The sequence below is a fragment of the Nocardioides sp. AE5 genome, from assembly GCF_031844485.1.
GTDB lineage: Bacteria > Actinomycetota > Actinomycetes > Propionibacteriales > Nocardioidaceae > Nocardioides.
Genome location: NZ_JAUZVI010000012.1, coordinates 69,039 through 83,349, shown reverse-complemented (window position 1 = coordinate 83,349; position 14,311 = coordinate 69,039). Strand labels below are relative to the sequence as shown.

Below are 14,311 nucleotides of genomic sequence, written 5' to 3'. Positions count from 1 at the left end.
GCTGCTGCGACCTCTGGGACGATGGCCCCATGCAGTTCGCCGGATTCCCCGAGGCAGCACTCGACTTCTATGACGACCTCGAGGTCGACAACACCAAGTCGTTCTGGGAAGCCAACAAGCACATCCATGCCGCTTCGGTGAAGACGCCGATGGTGGCATTGACCGACGCGCTGGCCGACGAGTTCGGTGCGGCGAAGGTGTTCCGGCCCTATCGCGACGTGCGGTTCGCGAAGGACAAGACGCCGTACAAGACCCACCAGGGCGCCTTCGTCGGCGTCGCCCCGGCCACCGGGTGGTACGTCGAGATCTCCGCCCGCGGCGTACGGACCGGGGGTGGCTTCTACGAGGCCACCGCACAGCGACTGGCCGCGGTCCGTGCCGCGATGGACGACGAGCGCACCGGGCGCGAACTGGAGAAGATCCTGGCCCGGCTCCGCAAGGCTGGCTGGGAGGTGGGCGGCAACCGGCTCAAGACCAAGCCGCGCGGGTATGACGTGGACCATCCCCGAATCGAGTTGCTCCGGCACCGTTCGCTGGTGCTGCGCCGCGACCACGGGTTCGCGCCGGTGATCCACACGCCGGAGTTCCTCGACGTCGTACGCCGTGACTGGCGCGAGTTGCGCCCGGTCGTGGAATGGGTCGCCCAGCGCACCGACACGCTGGAGTGAGCGTCGGCCATCACTCCTTGCGGAGGGTGGCCATCGTGCGCTCGACCTCCCAGTGCGCGTTCATCGCGGTGATCAGGCCCTCGTCGTTGATCCGGTAGACCGCGATCAGGTCCGTGTCGGCCAGGGTGCCATCGGCCATCCGGGTGGAGAAGGTGCCGATGTTGGCGCAGGCGTTCCCGTTCGCGAACGAGTCGCGGATCGTGAACTGGAAGCGCTCGACCGGCGCGATGGCCATCTCCCAGAACCCCGCGATCGCCGCCTTGCCCTTGTGGCCCTCACCGGTCTCGTCGAAGAACGACGGCCCGACCGGGTCGGCCAGGACGGCATCATCGGCGAAGAGCGCCAGCCATTCGTCCTTCGCCTTCCGTGACACCGCGTCGTACGAGCGCTGTGAGGCGCGGCGTGCCGGATGGTCGCCGTCGGGCGCTTCCCAGGTGATGAACTCGGACTCGATCATGTCCGTCACGATAACCCAGAACTGAAACGTGTTCTAGTGTCCTGTCAGTGGGACTTCCAGGCGTCCTCGTCGGCGGTCCGCGAGGTCACCACGTCCGGCAGGTCACTGGCGGCCAGCTGCGCGATGGTGACCTGCTCGAAGACGTCGCGCAGCGAGTGCCGGGCCGCGATCCACACGTGCTGCAGCACCTCCGCCCGGTCGTTGTAGCTGACCGACTCCGGGCGCAGCCCATAGACCGAGACCAGGGGACCGTCGACGGCCCGGATCACGTCGGCGATGCTGATCTCCTCGGCCTTGCCGGCCAGTCGCCACCCCCCGGACTGGCCCCGCTGGGAGACAACCACGCCGGCGCGACGCAGGTCGGCGAGGATCGCCTGGAGGAAGCCGTGCGGGATCTCCTGGAGCCGACCCAGCTCCTCGGCACTCACCGGAGTGCTGTCCTCGCGGACAGCCATCTCGATGAGGGCCCGCAAGGCATAGTCGGACTTGGCGGAGACACGCATGGAGTCATCTTGGCAGATGCCTGCTCCCGCCCCGCGGCACCCGTGGTGACCAACCTCGCCATCGCGCGGTCTTGCATCCGCCGACGATGCAATTCATACTTATATTACTAGCGAGTAGCAACCTCGCCCCGTTTCCCCTCACATGGAAAAGGTGGATCTGTGAGCCACTACAAGAGCAACCTGCGCGACATCGAGTTCAACCTCTTCGAGGTCTTGGGCCGCGACGAGATCCTGGGCCAGGGACCCTTCGCCGACGTGGACGTCGACACCGCGAAATCCGTCCTGGCGGAGGTCGACCGGCTCGCCCGCGAGGACCTGGCGGCATCGTTCGTGGACAGCGACCGCAACCCACCGGTCTTCGACCCCGCCACGCACTCGGCACCCCTGCCCGAGTCGTTCAAGAAGTCCTACCGCGCCTGGATGGACGCTGAATACTGGCGGCTCCAGATCCGCGAGGAGCTCGGCGGCACCCCCGCCCCGGCCACCCTGAACTGGGCGATCGGCGAGCTGGTGCTCGGTTCCAACGCGCCGATCCACATGTACGCCGCGGGCGCCCCGTTCGCCGGTGTCATCTACAACAACGGCAACGAGCGCGACCAGAAGGTCGCCCGGCTCATGGTCGAGCGCGAGTGGGGCTGCACCATGGTGCTGACCGAGCCCGACGCCGGCTCCGACGTGGGCGCCGGCCGGGCCAAGGCCGTCCCCAACGAGGACGGCTCCTGGAACATCACCGGCGTGAAGCGGTTCATCACCTCGGCCACCAACGACATGACCGAGAACGTGATGCACCTGGTCCTCGCTCGTCCGGAGGGTGTCGAGGGCGCCGGCGGCCCGGGCACCAAGGGCCTCTCCCTCTTCTGGATGCCCGAGCACCACTTCGACCACGAGACCGGCGAGTTGACCGGCGAGCGCAACGGCGTCTACGTGACGAACGTCGAGCACAAGATGGGGATCAAGGTCTCCAACACCTGCGAGCTGACCTTCGGCGACCCGCAGGTCGGCGGCGGAGAGCCCGCCAAGGGCTGGCTGCTGGGCGAGGTGCACAACGGCATCGCGCAGATGTTCGACGTCATCGAGAACGCCCGGATGATGGTCGGCACCAAGGCCATCGCGACCTTGTCGACCGGCTATCTCAACGCCCTGGAATATGCCAAGGAGCGGGTCCAGGGCTCCGACCTCACGCAGGCCGCCGACAAGACCGCCCCGCGGGTCACCATCACCCACCACCCCGACGTACGCCGCTCGCTGATGACCCAGAAGGCGTTCGCCGAGGGCATGCGCGCGCTGGTGCTCTACACCGCCGCGTGGCAGGACCAGGTGATGATCGCCGAGGCCGAAGGCACCACAGACACCGACGAGGCGAAGCTGGCCGTCGCGGTCAACGACCTGCTGCTGCCGATCGTCAAGGGCTACGGCTCGGAGCGCTCCTGGGTGCTGCTGGGCACCGAGTCGCTGCAGACCTTCGGCGGCTCCGGCTTCCTGCAGGAATACCCGATCGAGCAGTATGTCCGCGACGCCAAGATCGACACCCTCTACGAGGGCACCACCGCGATCCAGGGCCAGGACTTCTTCTTCCGCAAGATCGTCAAGGACCAGGGCCGCGCCCTGGGCCATCTGGCTGCCGAGATCGAGGGCTTCATCAAGAACGCCGAGGGTGACGCAGATGGTCGGCTCAAGGTCGAGCGCGAGCTGCTCGCCAAGGCCCTCGAGGACGCCAACGCGATGGTCGGCGTGATGATCAACGACCTGATGTCCGCCGACGCCTCCGCGGAGGGCGGGGACATCCGCAACATCTACAAGGTCGGCCTGAACACCAGCCGCCTGCTGATGGCGCTGGGCGACGTGGTCTGCGGCTGGCTGCTGCTCAAGGGCGCGGAGGTCGCCCTGGGCAAGCTGGCCGGGGACGTCTCCGGGAAGGACCGTGCGTTCTACGAGGGCAAGGTCGCTGCGGCCCAGTTCTTCGCGCAGAACAACCTGCCGAAGCTGAGCGCCGAGCGCTTCCTGACCGAGAACGTCGACCTGTCCCTGATGGACCTCGACGAGGACGCCTTCTGATCCGGACCTGCGCGGGCGGCTTCCTCAACGGGGTCGTCCGCGCAGGTAGGTCGGGTTCCGGAACGGCTTGACCTTGTCGAGCCCTTTGGCCCGTGCATCCTTGTTCTTCGCGGAGATCTGCACCGACCAGACCACCGACCCCTGATAGATCCGGGCGGTGAACTGAAGTTTGCCGGCAGCCTGGTTCTTGGTCATCTTCCAGCCATAGACGATGTTGCCCGGCGACCACGGGTTGCTGGTGGTGCCCAGGTGCTTCTCCAGCTGGTTGCGGGCCACCTTCACCGAGCCCCACCGCGCGATGTAGGCGTGGTTTCCGTTGCCGAGGTCGCAGACGAAGGCTTCCTTCTCCTTGTCCGTCCAGGCCAGATTGCGCTTGCTGCACTTCAGGTTGCTCATCCCACCGAAGACCCACTGGGCCCCCTTCAGCCCGGTCGGGTTGCTGCACTCGGAGAGCGCATTGGCACTGGCCCCGTTCCAGCAGACGAACCGGGACTGCCTTGGCGCCGGCACCGTGGTGGTCGCCGGAGGAAGCCCAGGGGCCGTGACCACGGCCGGCGGCGGCGCGGACGAGGTCCGGGGGTTCGCCGGCGTACTCGCATCGGCACCCTGCCCGAGGCCATCGGAAGCAGCCTCGAGCGGCGCCCGGGCACCTGCCTCCTGATCGCCGGGCCGGGTCGGGCGAGCACTGGCGTCCCGGCCGAGCACGTCACCGCCGTCGGACGATTCCTGGGCAGGGCTCGTCGGCGCGGTTCCGCCCAACGCTGTGGGCTCCGGACCGCGATCCGAGGTGGTCCACACCGTGCCGAGCAACACCGCGGCGACGGCAGCGGAAGCGAGCACCGCCTGCCGCCATGCCGCGCGGCGTGGGGGCTGCTTGGCAAGGCCATGACGAATGCTGGTCATCCCCGGCAAGGTGACGGCATCCGGCGCCGATGCCGCCAGCGCCACCAGTTCTGCATGCAGCAGTGCGGCCGAGGCGGGTCGCTTCGCCGGGTCCTTGGCCATGGTCCGCTTCAGCAGGTCATTGACCGCGGCAGTGAACGCTCCCCGCCCCGGCAGTTGCGGGATCGGCCCCTGGACGTGGCCCATCGCGACTTCGACGTCGGTTCCCGTGTACGGCGCCGACCCGGTCAGCGCATGCCAGAGCATGCACCCCACCGCATAGATGTCACCCGAGACGCCCGCGGGCGCACCGCTGTGCCGTTCGGGTGCCATGTAGGGCAGGCTCCCGGCCACGGTCCCGGTCCGGGACAGGTCCACGTCCGGCAGTACGGCGATCCCGAAGTCGCACAGGAACGCCTCCACCAGGTCACCGCGGTGGCGCAACAGCACATTGGCCGGCTTGACGTCGCGGTGCACCACCTGGACCGCGTGCGCGTCCTGCAGCCCCTCGGCGACCTGGGCCAGGACTGCCAGCGCCTGGCCGGGCGGCATCGGTCCGTCGGTCCGGACCAGCCGGGCCAGGTCCGGACCGTCGATGAGCTGGGTGACGATGTAGAGGACGCCGTCCACCTCGCCGTGGTCATAGATGCTGACGATCCGGGCCGAGTCCAGACGCGCCAGTGTTGCCGCCTCGACGGCGAACCGGGTCCTGAAGTCGGGGTCGTCGGCGTGCAGCGGGTTGACCAGCTTGATCGCGACCTCGCGGTCCAGGGTGGTGTCCTGTGCGGCGTACACGACGCCCATGCCGCCCTGCCCGAGCTTGCGGGCCAGCCGGTAGCGCCCGAAGGACTCGCCGCTGATGGGGAGCCGTTTCATGGGCGGTCCACCCCATTTCACATCCGAGAAGCCTGAATCTGCTGAGACCGAGTCTAGATCGGCACGGGGATTCACTAGAATCAACTCATCCCGGACCCCCCGCATTGAGGCCCACGCGCTTGCTCGCTCTCGTCATCGCTCACTTCGCGATTGCCGGGCTGTCCCCTGCCCTGACCCGACTGCTCGGGCGGCGCGTCTTCCTGGCCCTGGCAACCGTGCCGCTGGCCACCCTGGTCTGGGCCCTGGCGCAGACCGCCACGATCCGCGACGGCGGCTCCGTGGTCCGCACCATCTCCTGGCTGCCCAGCCTGGACTTCGACATCGCCCTGCGGATGGACGTCCTGCAATGGCTGATGGTGCTGATCGTCAGCGGCATCGGGGTCCTGGTGATGGCCTACTGTGCGTGGTACTTCGACAATGACGATCCCTCGCTGGCCCGGTTCGCGGGCGTCTTCGTCTCGTTCGCCGGGGCGATGCTCGGCCTGGTCCTCTCCGACGACCTCCTGCTGCTCTATGTCTTCTGGGAGTTGACCACGGTCTTCTCCTACCTGCTGATCGGCAACGACCCCGCCAAGCGGGCCAGCCGCCTGGCCGCCACCCAGGCGCTCGTGGTCACCACGCTGGGCGGCCTGGCCATGCTGGTCGGGATCCTGATGCTCGGCCAGCTCTCGGGCACCCACCGCGCCAGCGAACTCATCGCCGACCCGCCCAGTGGGGCGATGGCCACGGCGGCACTGGTCCTGGTCCTGGTCGGCGCGCTGAGCAAGTCCGCACTGATCCCGTTCCACTTCTGGCTCCCGGGCGCGATGGCCGCCCCGACCCCGGTCAGCGCCTACCTGCACGCCGCCTCGATGGTGAAGGCCGGCGTCTTCCTGGTCGCCCTGCTGGCGCCCGGCTTCGCCCTGGCCGCCGGATGGCACGGCATCATCCTGACCCTCGGCGTACTCACCATGCTGCTCGGCGGCTGGCGAGCCCTGCGCCAATACGACATCAAGCTGCTGCTCGCCTACGGCACGGTCAGCCAGCTCGGCTTCCTGCTCACCATCTTCGCCATCGGCACCCGCGCCGCGGCCCTGGCCGGACTGGCCATGCTGCTGGCCCACGCGCTCTTCAAGGCCACCCTCTTCCTGGTGGTCGGCATCATCGACAAGTCCACCGGCACCCGTGACCTGCGCGAACTGTCCGGCCTGGCCCGGCGGATGCCCGTGGTCTTCGCCACCGCCGTGGTCGCCGCGGCGTCGATGGCCGGGCTCCCCCCGATGCTCGGCTTCGTCGGCAAGGAGAGCGTCTTCGCGGCACTCCTGGACGTGGCCAGCACCACCGGCGGCGACGGCACCGGGATCGCGTCGTACGCCGGATGGCTGGTCGTGGTGGGCATCGTGCTCGGCTCGGTCCTGACCATGGCCTACACACTGCGCTTTCTGTGGGCCGCGTTCGCCACCAAGGAGGGCGTCGCCCCGGCCCCGGCCAAGCCGGTGCCGGCGGGCTTCGCGGCGGCACCCGTGGTGCTTGCCGCACTCACCCTGGGACTGGGCTTCGCCGGCTCGGGGTTGACCCGCCTGTTCGAGCCGCACCTGGCGCTCTATCCCGAAGGGGCGCACCACGCCGAACTGGCCCTGTGGCACGGGCTGGGACTGCCTCTGGCGCTCTCCGGGATCGTGGTGCTGATCGGAGTCTTCCTCTTCGTCAAGCGGAAGGTGTTCGCCCAGTTCCAGGCACTGACCTCCTGGACGTGGAGCACCGAGCGGATCTACCGCAACGGGATGCGCTCCCTGGACCGGGCGGCGGTCGAGGTCACCGGAACCACTCAGGTCGGCTCGGTGGCGGCGTACCTGACCTTCATCCTGCTCGTGGTCCTGGCCCTGCCCGGAGCGGTGATGGTCGCCAACTTCAGTGGCTCCGTCGACGTGATCGCCTGGGACCACCCCGCCCAGGCAGTGGTCGGCGCGATCGTGATCCTGGCCGCGCTCTTCACCACCCGGTCGCGGCGGCGCCTGCGCGCCGTTCTCCTGGTCGGCGTCACCGGTTATGGCACGGCGATGCTCTTCCTGCTCCACGGGGCACCCGACCTGGCCCTGACCCAGGTGCTGGTGGAGACGACCAGCCTGGTGGTCTTCGTCCTCGTGCTGCGCCGGTTGCCCGACTACTTCACCGACCGCCCGCTGAGCAACCGGCGCTGGTTCCGGATGGCGCTCGGCGCCGCCGTCGGGTTGGGCGTCGCCGGCTTCATGATCCTGGCCACCAACGCCCGCAGCCAGCCGCCAGTCTCCGACGGCTTCCCCGGCCCGGCGCTCGAGTTCGGTGGCGGGCACAGCATGATCAGCGTGATCCTTCTCGACATGCGCGCCTGGGACACGATGGGCGAGATCTCGGTGCTCGTCGCGGCCGCCACCGGTGTTGCCAGCCTGATCTTCCTCGACACCCGGATGTCCGGGATCCGTCGGGTCTTCGAGATCCCCTACCCCGAGACCGTGGAGAAGATCCCGACCGCGCCCGGGCGCCGGGTCTGGCTGCCGGGACCACGGACGCTGACCCCGGACCGTCGCTCGATCATCTTCGAGGTGATCACCCGGCTGATGTTCCACACCATGATCGTGCTCTCGATCTACCTCCTCTTCGCCGGCCACAACCACGTCGGCGGTGGGTTCGCGGCGGGCATGGTCACCGGCCTGGCCCTGGTGGTTCGCTACCTGGCCGGTGGTCGCTATGAGCTCGACGAGGCGGCACCGGTGGACGCCGGCATGCTGATGGGGACCGGCCTCTTCGTGGCCACCGCCTCCGCCCTGGCCCCGATGGCCTTCGGTGGGGCGGTGCTGCAGAGCGCCGAGCTGACCTTCCACCTGGGCCCGCTGGGCGATCCGCACCTGGTCACCTCGACCTTCTTCGACGTCGGTGTCTACCTGGTCGTGGTCGGCCTGTTGCTGGACCTGCTGCGCACCTTCGGAAGCCGGCTGGACCGCCAGATCCTGCGCGAGGAGCGCGAGGCCGAGACTCCCGCCGCAGGAGGTGCCCGACTGTGAGTTCCCTCGTCGTGCCCGTCGTCCCGGATCGCAACGGTGCAGGTGCACCCGAACGGCCCCGGCAGACCCGGACCCAGGGCCGCTTCGGTGCATGTGCACCGGTCCGGTCGGCGATCCTGATCGGGGGGACCGCGTGAGCGCGAACCTGACCCTGATCATCACCGCGTCCTTCATGATCGGCTGCGGGGTCTACCTGATCCTGGAGCGGAGCCTGACCCGGGTGCTGGTCGGCCTGATCATGCTCGGCAACGGCGCGAACCTGCTCTTCATGGTCGCCGGAGGACCGGCCGGCAAGCCGCCGATCATCGGCACCGCTCCCACCGAGGAGATGGCCGACCCGTTGCCGCAGGCGCTCGTGCTGACCGCGATCGTGATCGCCCTGGGCACCACCGCCTTCCTGCTGGCGATGGCGCACCGCAGTTGGCAACTCAACGGCAATGACGACGTGCAGGACGACCTCGAGGACGCAGCGATCCGCCAACTGGCCGCCACCGACGACGTGTCCGACAGCCACGAGCTCTCCCAGGAGGCCTCCGCCGAGGAGGACGCCGAGGAAGAGGTCTACGAGGAAGAGGGGGCCGAACAGTGACGATGACCGCACTCGTTCCCCTGCCGGTCGTGCTGGCGCTCTTCGGGGCCGGCACGACCTTGATGCTGTCGCGCCGCCCCCGCGCGCAACGCTTCGTAACGATCTCCATCCTGACCGCGATCGCGGCCATCGCGGCGATCCTCCTGGTCGAGGCCGACCGCAACGGCCCGCAGGTGCTCTGGGTCGGCGGCTGGGCCTCGCCGCTGGGGATCGCCCTGGTCGCAGACCGGCTGGCGGCACTGATGCTCCTGGTCTCCGCCGTGGTCACCCTGCTGGTCCTGCTCTACTCACTCGGTCAGGGCATGACCGGCGACTCGCGCAAGGCGCCGATGTCCGTCTACCACCCGACCTTCCTGGTCCTGGTCGCCGGCGTCTCCAACGCATTCCTGGCCGGCGACCTGTTCAACCTGTTCGTCAGCTTCGAGATGCTGCTCTTCGCCAGCTATGTGCTGCTGACCCTCGGCGGCACCGAGGCCCGGATCCGCGCCGGGACGATCTACGTCGTGGTGAACATGCTCTCCTCGGCGCTCTTCCTGGTCTCCCTGGCCGCCGTCTATGCCGCCACCGGAAGCCTCAACCTGGCCCAGCTCTCACAGCGGCTCGGCGAGGTCTCCGACGGCACCTCGCTGATGCTGCAGCTCCTGCTGCTCACCACGTTCGCGATCAAGGCGGCCGTCTTCCCGCTCTCCTTCTGGCTGCCGGACAGCTATCCGACCGCCCCGGCACCGGTCACCGCGGTCTTCGCCGGCTTGCTGACCAAGGTCGGCGTCTACGCGATCCTGAGGGTGCAGGTGCTGCTCTTCCCCGACTCGCACCTGTCCGACCTGCTGTTGTGGGCGGCTCTGTTGACCATGGTGATCGGGATCCTGGGCGCGATCGCGCAGAGCGACATCAAGCGTATGTTGTCGTTCACCCTGGTCAGCCACATCGGCTACATGATCTTCGGGATCGGGCTGGCCTCCGCCGCAGGCATCTCCGGGGCGATCTTCTACGTCGCGCACCACATCACCATCCAGACCGCACTCTTCCTGGTGGTGGGCCTGATCGAACGCCGGGCCGGGAGCACCGGCCTGATCCGGATCGGCGGCCTGGCCGCCCTGTCGCCGGTGCTGGCGATCCTCTTCTTCGTGCCGGCGATGAACCTGGCCGGGATCCCGCCGATGTCCGGCTTCATCGGCAAGGTCGGCCTGCTCCAGGCCGGCATCGACGACGGCAGCTGGCTCGCCCTCGTCCTGGTCGCCGGGGGCACCATCACCAGCCTGCTCACCCTGTACGCCGTGGCGAAGACCTGGAGCCTTGCCTTCTGGCGCACCCCGGAGCAAGCGCACGAGATGATGCTCGCCCTGCCCGGTCTCGAGGAAGGCCAGGAGGCCAGCGACGACAAGCACGAGATCACCCGGCACGGCCAGCACATCCACATGGCCGGCACAGCATTCGGCACCCGTGAGTTGGAGGAGGCCCGGCGGGTGATCGACTCCGACGCCCCCGACCGTGACCTCTACCAGCGACTGGCGGACAACAGCCTGCCGAAGCGGCTGCCGCTGTCGATGGTGCTGCCCACGACCGCCCTGATCGCCTTCAGCCTGGTGCTGACCGTCGTCGCCGGCCCCCTCTTCGGCTTCACCGACCGCGCGGCGGATGACCTGCTGGAGCGGACGCCGTACGTCCATGCCGTGCTCGGGGAGGACGGATGAGCCCCAGGACCCCACGCCACAAGCTGGTGCAGTGGCCCGTGCTGCTGTGGCTGACGCTGGTCTGGATGATGCTGTGGCGCGACTTCAGCCTCGGACAGGCTGCGTTCGGCTTCGTGGTTGCGCTCGCCACCTGCCTCTTCTTCCCACTGCCCCGCCTCGGGATGCGGCTGCACGTGCGCGTGATCCCGCTGCTGTGGCTGCTCGTGAGGTTCCTGGTGGACGTCATCGTGTCCAGCACCCAGGTGGCGTGGGCAACATTGCGATCGACGAAGAACCTGCGCAATGCGGTGGTCGAGGTCGACCTGCGCACCGACTCCGACTTCGTGTTGACCGTGGTCGCCGAGATGATCTGCCTGATCCCCGGCTCCCTGGCCATCGAGGCGCGGCGCTCCACGCACACCCTCTTCTTCCACGCCTTCGACGTGAAGGACGAGGCGGGCGTGGAGAAGTTCCGCCAACGCGTGCTCGACCAAGAGGCCCGGGTGGTCCGCGCCTTCGGCGTGGACACCACTCCCGTCGACACGCCCGCTCCAGCCCCCAGCCCGGACCCGGAGGGAGTCACCTGATGGAGGTCGTGATCCATGTCTGCGCCGGAATGCTCGCCCTGGCCACCCTGTTCCTCCTGATCCGGGTGACCATCGGCCCAACCGTGCTCGACCGGACCGTCGCGCTCGACGTGATGGTCGCGGTCGGGATCAGTGCGCTCGCCCTGGAGGCAGCGATCAACCAGCACACGTCCACGCTGCCGCTGCTGCTGGTGCTGACCCTGCTCGGTTTCGTCGGCTCGGTGACCATCGCCCGCTTCACCAAGGGCAACGACCACATCGACTCCGGTCGATCCGAGCACGGACGGGGGCACTGAGATGGAATGGACCACCATCGCCGACACCATCGCGGCCGTCTGCTTCGTGCTCGGGGCATCCCTGGCGCTGATCGCCGGGATCGGCGTGCTGCGCCTGCCCGACCTGCTCAGCCGGATGCACGCCGCCACCAAGCCGCAGGTGCTCGGGCTGATCCTGGTCCTGGTGGGTCTGGGCTTCCGGCTCCGCGAACCCGAGGCGATCGGGCTGCTCGCCCTGGTGGCCCTCTTCCAGTTGGTCACCTCGCCGGTGGCCAACCACATGGTCGGGCGGGCCTCCTTCCGCGCCGGCCAGGTCGATCCGGATCGGCTGATCGTGGACGAGCTCTCCGACGTCCTCCCGGAAATGAAGGAGCCCCGCGGCGCCCCGTGAGCACCTCAGGCGTCGGCGAGCGGGAGGACCAGTTCGACCTCGCCTCCGGCCACCACGCGCACTGGCACGCCCCAGTCCTGCTGGTGCATCCGGCAGGCGGCACCCTCGCCTGCGGCCACGTCGCACGACGCCGCACGTGCCGCCACATGGAGTACGCCGTCCCCGACGGCCGGATCCAGCTCCAGACTCCGGTGCAGGTCGGTGCCGCGGCCGTCCCCGGAGCGGATCAGCGCCGGCGGCGTCGCGGTGACGACGAGCTGGGCGCTCGGCCCGAACCGGTCGTCGACCTTCTGCCCGGGCGGCGGGGTGAACGGCGTACGCAGCTCGAGCCGAGCGCCGACCTCGGCCACCGGGCGCTGGGTGCGGGTCTGCTCCCCGGAGTGTTCGGCCGCGCCGGCGAGGTCGACCTCGGTGAGCACATGGCCCGTCGACTCCACGACGTACGCCGCCTGCTCACCCTCCGCGTCAATCAGCACGAGGCCACTCGGTTCGGCCAGTCCGGTCGCGATCGTGGAGAGCAGGCCGGTGTCCGGGTCGAAGCGGCGCAACGCTCCGTTGTAGGTGTCGGCGACCGCGATGGTGCCGTCACCCAGCACCGCCACCCCGAGCGGGTGCTGCATCCGGGCCGTGGCACGGTCGCCGTCGACGAATCCGAAGTCGAAGAGCCCCTCGCCGATCACGGTCTCCACGGCGCCGTCACGGATCACGCGCAGCGCACTTGTCTCCGCGTCCACCAGCCACAGGCAGTCGCGTGCCGGATCGGCGGCAAGTCCGCTGGTCTGCGCGAACCAAACCTGCTCCAGTGCTCCGTCCACCAAGCCCTCGTTGGTGGTGCCCGCGGTCACCTCGACGGCGCCGGTGCGCGGATCGAAGGTCCACAACTGGTGGATCCCGGCCATCGCGATCCAGACCCGGCCCTGCCACCACGCCACGTCCCACGGGCTGGAGAGGCGGTCGGTGCCGTCGCCCTGCATCCACTGGGTCCCGTCCCCGGCGAGCACCTGCGTGCGTCCGGTCGCGGAGTCCAGCCCGATCAACCGGTGCGCGGTGGTGTCGGCGGCCACCACGTCGTACCCGACTTCGGCCGCGACCCCGACCGGCAGCAGGCAGAGTCCGTTCGGCTCGCGGAACCCACCGTGCCGGGCACGGACTTCCATCGCCGCGGAGAGCCGGACGACCTCGCCGTGGCCGGCGTCGGCGACCAGGAGATCACCATCGGCGAGCGCGACCGCCTTGGCCGGGAAGCGCAGGTCGGTGCCTTCCGGCACGGGCGGCAGGTACGGCGAATCCCCGGGTTGCAGCGTGCCCTGCTCCCGGTGGCGGGGGACCAGGTCGCCGAGTAGCGCACTGATCGCGTGGGCGTGGCCCTCACCGGCATAGTGCGCGACGACGTATCCCTCCGGGTCGATCAGCACCAGCGTCGGCCAGGCCCGGGCGGCGTACGCCTGCCAGGTGACCAGCTCCGGGTCATCCAGGACCGGGTGCGCCACGGCGTACCGCTCGACCGCGGCCCGCAGCGCGGCCGGGTCGGCCTCGTGGACGAACTTCGGGGAGTGCACCCCGATCACCACCAGTTCGTCGGCGAACTCCTCCTCCACGGCGCGCAGCTCGTCGAGGACGTGGAGGCAGTTGATGCAGCAGAACGTCCAGAAGTCGAGCAGGACGAACCTGCCGCGCAGATCCCGCAACCCCAGCGGCGCCGCGGTGTTGAGCCAACCGCGGCCGCGGAGTTCGGGGGCCCGGACCCGGGGGATCCGCGAGTCAGAGGTGGTCACGAAAACCATTCTCCCCCGTGGGGCCAGGGCGCGTACCCTTCCCGGGTGGAGCCATTGAGCGAGTACCAGATCCGGGCGTCGTTCGTGAACTGCTCGAAGGGCGAGGCCCAGCGTGCCGGCCTGCCCGACCTGGCCGAGGTGGCGTGGGAGCACCTGGACTTCCTCGGCTGGCCGGACCCATCGGGTTCGTCGCGCGCCTACCTGGTGGTGCCACACGAGGGAGGATTGGTCGGCCTGCTGCTGCGCCAGTCCGCCCCCGGCAACCCCTCGGTACGCCGCGCCAAGATGTGCCAGCTCTGCATCACCCCGCACGCCGGGGACGGGGTCTGCCTGGCGGTGGCCCCGAAGACCGGTGCGTCCGGCCGGAAGGGCGACTCGACGGGCATCCACATCTGTCGCGACCTGGCCTGTTCCCTCTATGCGCGCGGACGGAAGGTGCCGAGCGCAGCGGCGGTACGAGAGACACTTCCGCCCGAGGCCAGGGTGGCCAGACTGCAACAGAACCTGGCCGATTTCGTGGCCAGGGTGATGGGCAGGCCGCGCGCTGCCGGATAGCCTGC

The 14,311-nt window shown here is 69.1% G+C and carries 13 protein-coding genes; 9 read left to right on the top strand and 4 right to left on the bottom strand.

The window, feature by feature from the left end:
• Window positions 1-29: 29 nt before the first annotated feature.
• Window positions 30-668: a DUF2461 domain-containing protein gene (locus Q9R27_RS16065; protein ID WP_311253414.1), complete on the top strand. Its 639-nt coding sequence runs from the start codon at window positions 30-32 to the stop codon at window positions 666-668.
• A gap of 10 nt (window positions 669-678) precedes the next feature.
• Here the strand turns inward: Q9R27_RS16065 and Q9R27_RS16060 are convergent, their stop codons facing one another.
• Window positions 679-1,125: a nuclear transport factor 2 family protein gene (locus tag Q9R27_RS16060; RefSeq protein ID WP_311253413.1), complete on the bottom strand. Its 447-nt coding sequence runs from the start codon at window positions 1,123-1,125 to the stop codon at window positions 679-681.
• Window positions 1,126-1,169: 44 nt separating this feature from the next.
• Window positions 1,170-1,628, bottom strand: a complete 459-nt coding sequence (locus Q9R27_RS16055; protein ID WP_311253412.1) for an Rrf2 family transcriptional regulator — start codon at window positions 1,626-1,628, stop codon at window positions 1,170-1,172.
• 159 nt (window positions 1,629-1,787) lie between these two features.
• On the opposite strand from Q9R27_RS16055, the gene Q9R27_RS16050 reads away from it, so the two are divergent.
• On the top strand, window positions 1,788-3,683 hold the full coding sequence (locus Q9R27_RS16050) for an acyl-CoA dehydrogenase (protein ID WP_311253411.1): 1,896 nt from the start codon (window positions 1,788-1,790) through the stop codon (window positions 3,681-3,683).
• A gap of 24 nt (window positions 3,684-3,707) precedes the next feature.
• On the opposite strand, the gene Q9R27_RS16045 is transcribed toward Q9R27_RS16050, so the two are convergent.
• Window positions 3,708-5,441 (bottom strand): protein kinase domain-containing protein, encoded by a 1,734-nt coding sequence (locus tag Q9R27_RS16045; protein ID WP_311253410.1) that lies wholly within the window; start codon window positions 5,439-5,441, stop codon window positions 3,708-3,710.
• A 119-nt stretch (window positions 5,442-5,560) separates the two neighbouring features.
• On the opposite strand from Q9R27_RS16045, the gene Q9R27_RS16040 reads away from it, so the two are divergent.
• The 6 genes from Q9R27_RS16040 (at window position 5,561) to mnhG (ending at window position 11,976) form a co-directional block, all read left to right on the top strand.
• Window positions 5,561-8,461 carry a Na+/H+ antiporter subunit A gene (locus tag Q9R27_RS16040; protein ID WP_311253409.1) on the top strand — a complete coding sequence of 967 codons (2,901 nt, stop codon included), beginning with the start codon at window positions 5,561-5,563 and terminating at the stop codon, window positions 8,459-8,461.
• 133 nt (window positions 8,462-8,594) lie between these two features.
• Window positions 8,595-9,050, top strand: a complete 456-nt coding sequence (locus tag Q9R27_RS16035) for a Na(+)/H(+) antiporter subunit C (RefSeq protein ID WP_311253408.1) — start codon at window positions 8,595-8,597, stop codon at window positions 9,048-9,050.
• Window positions 9,051-9,052: 2 nt separating this feature from the next.
• Window positions 9,053-10,744: a Na+/H+ antiporter subunit D gene (locus tag Q9R27_RS16030; protein ID WP_311253407.1), complete on the top strand. Its 1,692-nt coding sequence runs from the start codon at window positions 9,053-9,055 to the stop codon at window positions 10,742-10,744.
• Window positions 10,741-11,310: a Na+/H+ antiporter subunit E gene (locus tag Q9R27_RS16025; protein WP_311253406.1), complete on the top strand. Its 570-nt coding sequence runs from the start codon at window positions 10,741-10,743 to the stop codon at window positions 11,308-11,310. The genes Q9R27_RS16030 and Q9R27_RS16025 overlap by 4 nt, the downstream gene beginning before the upstream one ends.
• Window positions 11,310-11,606, top strand: a complete 297-nt coding sequence (locus Q9R27_RS16020) for a monovalent cation/H+ antiporter complex subunit F (RefSeq protein WP_311253405.1) — start codon at window positions 11,310-11,312, stop codon at window positions 11,604-11,606. The genes Q9R27_RS16025 and Q9R27_RS16020 overlap by 1 nt, the downstream gene beginning before the upstream one ends.
• Before the next feature lies 1 nt (window position 11,607).
• The gene (mnhG, locus tag Q9R27_RS16015) at window positions 11,608-11,976 is read left to right on the top strand and encodes a monovalent cation/H(+) antiporter subunit G (protein WP_311253404.1); all 369 of its coding nucleotides are present in this window, start codon (window positions 11,608-11,610) and stop codon (window positions 11,974-11,976) included.
• A 5-nt stretch (window positions 11,977-11,981) separates the two neighbouring features.
• Here mnhG and Q9R27_RS16010 read toward each other — a convergent pair whose 3' ends face one another.
• Window positions 11,982-13,751, bottom strand: coding sequence for a thioredoxin-like domain-containing protein (locus tag Q9R27_RS16010; RefSeq protein ID WP_311253403.1), 1,770 nt, complete (start codon window positions 13,749-13,751; stop codon window positions 11,982-11,984).
• 45 nt (window positions 13,752-13,796) lie between these two features.
• On the opposite strand from Q9R27_RS16010, the gene Q9R27_RS16005 reads away from it, so the two are divergent.
• Window positions 13,797-14,306 carry an FBP domain-containing protein gene (locus tag Q9R27_RS16005; protein WP_311253402.1) on the top strand — a complete coding sequence of 170 codons (510 nt, stop codon included), beginning with the start codon at window positions 13,797-13,799 and terminating at the stop codon, window positions 14,304-14,306.
• Window positions 14,307-14,311: the final 5 nt, after the last annotated feature.

Bases quoted from the DNA above. Each gene is read 5' to 3' on its own strand.
- mnhG (WP_311253404.1), top strand. From the start codon at position 11,608: ATGGAATGGACCACCATCGCCGACACCATCGCGGCCGTCTGCTTCGTG.
- Q9R27_RS16025 (WP_311253406.1), top strand. From the start codon at position 10,741: ATGAGCCCCAGGACCCCACGCCACAAGCTGGTGCAGTGGCCCGTGCTG.
- Q9R27_RS16055 (WP_311253412.1), bottom strand. From the start codon at position 1,628: ATGCGTGTCTCCGCCAAGTCCGACTATGCCTTGCGGGCCCTCATCGAG.
- Q9R27_RS16020 (WP_311253405.1), top strand. From the start codon at position 11,310: ATGGAGGTCGTGATCCATGTCTGCGCCGGAATGCTCGCCCTGGCCACC.
- Q9R27_RS16060 (WP_311253413.1), bottom strand. From the start codon at position 1,125: ATGATCGAGTCCGAGTTCATCACCTGGGAAGCGCCCGACGGCGACCAT.
- Q9R27_RS16045 (WP_311253410.1), bottom strand. From the start codon at position 5,441: ATGAAACGGCTCCCCATCAGCGGCGAGTCCTTCGGGCGCTACCGGCTG.
- Q9R27_RS16065 (WP_311253414.1), top strand. From the start codon at position 30: ATGCAGTTCGCCGGATTCCCCGAGGCAGCACTCGACTTCTATGACGAC.
- Q9R27_RS16030 (WP_311253407.1), top strand. From the start codon at position 9,053: ATGACCGCACTCGTTCCCCTGCCGGTCGTGCTGGCGCTCTTCGGGGCC.